The organism is Streptomyces albidus (ex Kaewkla and Franco 2022) (assembly GCF_013870515.1).
GTDB lineage: Bacteria > Actinomycetota > Actinomycetes > Streptomycetales > Streptomycetaceae > Streptomyces > Streptomyces albidus.
On sequence record NZ_JACBXA010000415.1, the window covers coordinates 1 to 3,127 of the forward strand.

4 protein-coding genes and 2 pseudogenes are annotated in these 3,127 nt (G+C 69.2%); 4 read left to right on the forward strand and 2 right to left on the reverse strand.

Translation table 11 applies throughout. The annotated features are described in order from the left end of the window. Together H5J26_RS29810 and H5J26_RS29815 are read left to right on the forward strand one after the other, a co-directional pair. Positions 1-401: pseudogene (locus H5J26_RS29810) on the forward strand (ABC transporter permease); the annotation flags it as partial. A 221-nt stretch (positions 402-622) separates the two neighbouring features. Next, on the forward strand, positions 623-1,567 hold the full coding sequence (locus H5J26_RS29815) for a M28 family metallopeptidase (RefSeq protein ID WP_309238112.1): 945 nt from the start codon (positions 623-625) through the stop codon (positions 1,565-1,567). Between the two features lie 62 nt (positions 1,568-1,629). Here the strand turns inward: H5J26_RS29815 and H5J26_RS29820 are convergent, their stop codons facing one another. Continuing rightward, entirely contained in the window at positions 1,630-1,935 is a 306-nt protein-coding gene (locus tag H5J26_RS29820) for a type II toxin-antitoxin system Phd/YefM family antitoxin (RefSeq protein WP_181769074.1), read from the reverse strand. A 71-nt stretch (positions 1,936-2,006) separates the two neighbouring features. Here H5J26_RS29820 and H5J26_RS29825 point away from each other — a divergent pair, with 71 nt between their 5' ends. Together H5J26_RS29825 and H5J26_RS29830 are read left to right on the forward strand one after the other, a co-directional pair. Further along, complete coding sequence (locus H5J26_RS29825; protein WP_181769075.1) at positions 2,007-2,645, forward strand: ATP-dependent Clp protease proteolytic subunit; 639 nt, start codon at positions 2,007-2,009, stop codon at positions 2,643-2,645. Positions 2,646-2,652: 7 nt separating this feature from the next. Next, entirely contained in the window at positions 2,653-2,967 is a 315-nt protein-coding gene (locus H5J26_RS29830) for a hypothetical protein (RefSeq protein ID WP_181769076.1), read from the forward strand. A gap of 35 nt (positions 2,968-3,002) precedes the next feature. Here H5J26_RS29830 and H5J26_RS31770 read toward each other — a convergent pair. Beyond that, positions 3,003-3,127: pseudogene (locus tag H5J26_RS31770) on the reverse strand (8-amino-7-oxononanoate synthase); the annotation flags it as partial.

Below are 3,127 nucleotides of genomic sequence, written 5' to 3' on the forward strand. Positions count from 1 at the left end.
TGCTGGCCGGCGACTGGTGGGCGGAGTCGGCCGCGTTCGGGCTGACTTCGCTCGCCGTGAGTGCGGGAGTGGCCGGACTGGGCTCATTGCTCGGCCCGCCCGGGATCGGCGTGGGGGCGCTGGTGATGGTGCTCTTCGGCAACCCGTTCTCCGGAGTGACCTCCGCACCGGAGATGCTTCCCGAACCGGCCGGCGCCATCGGGCAGTGGCTTCCACCGGGCGCGGGCGGTTCCCTGCTGCGCTCCGTCGCCTTCTTCGACGGCCGCGGCACAGACTCGTCCGTACTGGCGCTCGCGGCCTGGGCGTTGCTGGGCCTCGCGCTGGTGGCGGCCGGCGCCTCGCGCCGCCGCGGTACCTCCCCGGAACCCGCCCTGACCGGCGCACACGTCCCCTCCGTCTGAGGCGGGGACGTCCAACTACGGGCCGTACGCCGACCGCTGTAGCGGACGGTCGGCGTACGGCTCCCGCTTGCGATCGCGACCCCTGCACACGCTGCAGTCTCCGCATAACGCAACGTCCCGTCCGGGAAACGCTCTTGACGGGGCGCAGCCACTCCGACGATTCTCATGTGCAAGTAACACCCGGCAGTAACTTCGAACCCCCCACACCAATCGGAGTCCCTGTGAACCGCAATCGCAAGCGCACACTCATAGCCGCATCCGCCGGCGCCGCCCTGACCGCCTCGCTTCTCGGGGCGGGCGTGGCACAGGCCGGCATCACGGAAACGGCAGCAGCACCCGACATCGACGTCGCCAGCGTCCAGTCGGACCTCAAGGAGCTTCAGTCCGTCGCCGAGGCCAACGGCGGCAACCGCGCACACGGTGAGCCCGGCTTCAAGGCGTCCATCGACTTCATCAAGGGCAAGCTGGACAAGGCCGGATTCGAGACCAAGGTCCAGGAGTTCGACGAGGCCGGCGGAAAGGGTTACAACCTCATCGCCGACTGGAAGGGCGGCTCCGCCGACGAGACCGTCATGGTCGGCTCGCACCTCGACTCCGTCGACAGCGGCGCCGGCATCAACGACAACGGCTCGGGCTCCGCCGGGGTGCTCGAGACCGCTCTCGCCGTCTCCGAGGCCAAGCTGGAGCCCAAGAAGCACCTGCGCTTCGCCTGGTGGGGCGCGGAGGAGCTGGGCCTGGTCGGCTCGAAGCACTACGTCGACAGCATCGGCGAGGACTCCAAGAAGATCAGCACCTACCTGAACTTCGACATGATCGCCTCCCCCAACGCCGGTTACTTCGTCTACGACGACGACGCGGCCGTGCAGGGCGTCTTCAAGGACTTCTTCAAGGAGAAGGGCATCGAGACGGAGACCTCCCCGGAGGTCAACGGGCGCAGCGACCACGCCTCGTTCGCCGCCGCGGGTGTCACCGTCGGCGGTACGTTCACCGGCGCGGGCGAGTCCATGACCGAGGACCAGGCCAAGAAGTGGGAGGGCAAGGCCGGCGAGCCGTACGACAGCTGCTACCACTCGGAGTGCGACGACATGTCGAACATCAACGAGAAGGCTCTCGACGTGAACTCCGACGCCATCGCCCACGCGGTGTGGGAGCTCAGCGGCTCCTGATCGGCTCCACCTGCTTCACCCCACCCGCCGCTGTGCGGTGGTGAGTTCCGCCCGGGCGGAACTCAACTCTCCCGGCCCGGCCGCCTGTCACCGGCGGCCGGGTCGCGGTGTTGTGCGGCGATGCCGAAGCGCTGACGTTCGCCGGGAGCGGACGGGGCGTCGTCGCGCACCTTGGAGAAGGTGCTGATCACCTCGTCCTCCGCCGCCGCGCTCCCCTCCTGAAGTCGTTCCAGGTCAGCAGCCGAGACCAGTGCCACCAGCGGCTTCCCGTGCCGGGTCACCACCACGCGTTCACCGCCGTAGACCACGCGGTTGATCAAGTCGGCGAGGGCCGCGCGTGCCTGCGTCACCGGAATCTCGTAGGTCATGGGTCCAGCATAACGTCACGTACGTCCTGTACATTTTTTACAGAAGGACGTTTCGAAGGAGAGGTGGCTTGATGCTGAACGGACCGACTGCCCGCTACGTACTGCCGGAGCTGAGCGAGCGCACCAGCAACGGCATGAGGACGCTCGACCCCTACTCGAAGCTGCTGGACGAGCGCATCATCTTCCTGGGGACCCCGGTCGACGACACCGCGGCCAACGACGTGATGGCGCAGCTCATCCACCTGGAGGCGGCGGCCCCGGACCGCGACATCTCGCTCTACATCAACTCCCCCGGCGGCTCGTTCACCGCGATGACCGCGGTCTACGACACGATGCAGTACGTCAGCTGCGACATCGAGACCGTCTGCCTGGGCCAGGCGGCCTCCTCAGCGTCCGCGCTGCTCGCGGCCGGCACGCCGGGCAAGCGCCTCGCGCTGCCGGGAGCACGGATCCTCATCCATCAGCCCTCCTTCTCCGAACCGGTCCAGGGGCAGGCCGACGACCTGGCCATCCAGGCACGGGAGTTGATGCGCACCCGCGAACTCCTGGAGCGGCTGTACGCCAAGCACACGGGGCGGCCGCTCAGCAGGATCCGGGAGGACCTGGAGCGCGACAAGATCTTCGATGCCGAGGGCGCGGTGGCCTACGGGCTGATCGACCGGCTCACCGCGGGCCGCAAGCCCGCCGGCGCTCAGATCCCGCAGGGCTGAGGGCCCCGTGCTGCCTCCCGAACTGCCGCCGCTGCCCGCCCTCACGCGCGCGGAGGGGCAGGTCGTCGACAGCTATCTGGAAGTGCTCGACCTGCTGGGACGGATCAATCCGGCACGCGGGGACAACACCTATCGCGGACTGCGCGCCGCCCAGGCGCTGGTCGACAAGGCGGCAGCGCTGCGGGACGCACTCACGCTGATGCACGAGCGGGGCGAGAACGAGCTGCACGGCAGGACGCTGACCGCGGCGCTGCGCGTGCTCGACGGCGAGCGTCGCTCGTCCCTCGTGGCTCTGCCTCCCGCGGGCCCGTCCTCGCGGTGAGAACGGGCGGTGAGAGCGGACCATGACCGCAGTCGTCAGAGGGCGCCGGCCTGTGCGGTGCGGGCGACCGTACCGGCCACCTCCGCCAGTTGCCCCTCGCTGAGGTCGGCCCGAGCCGTCAAGCGCAGCCGGGAGATGCCGTCCGGCACCGACGGCGGCC

Excerpts from the sequence above, each read along its gene's own strand:
- H5J26_RS29820 (WP_181769074.1), bottom strand. The coding sequence starts at position 1,935 with ATGACCTACGAGATTCCGGTGACGCAGGCACGCGCGGCCCTCGCCGAC.
- H5J26_RS29825 (WP_181769075.1), top strand. The coding sequence starts at position 2,007 with ATGCTGAACGGACCGACTGCCCGCTACGTACTGCCGGAGCTGAGCGAG.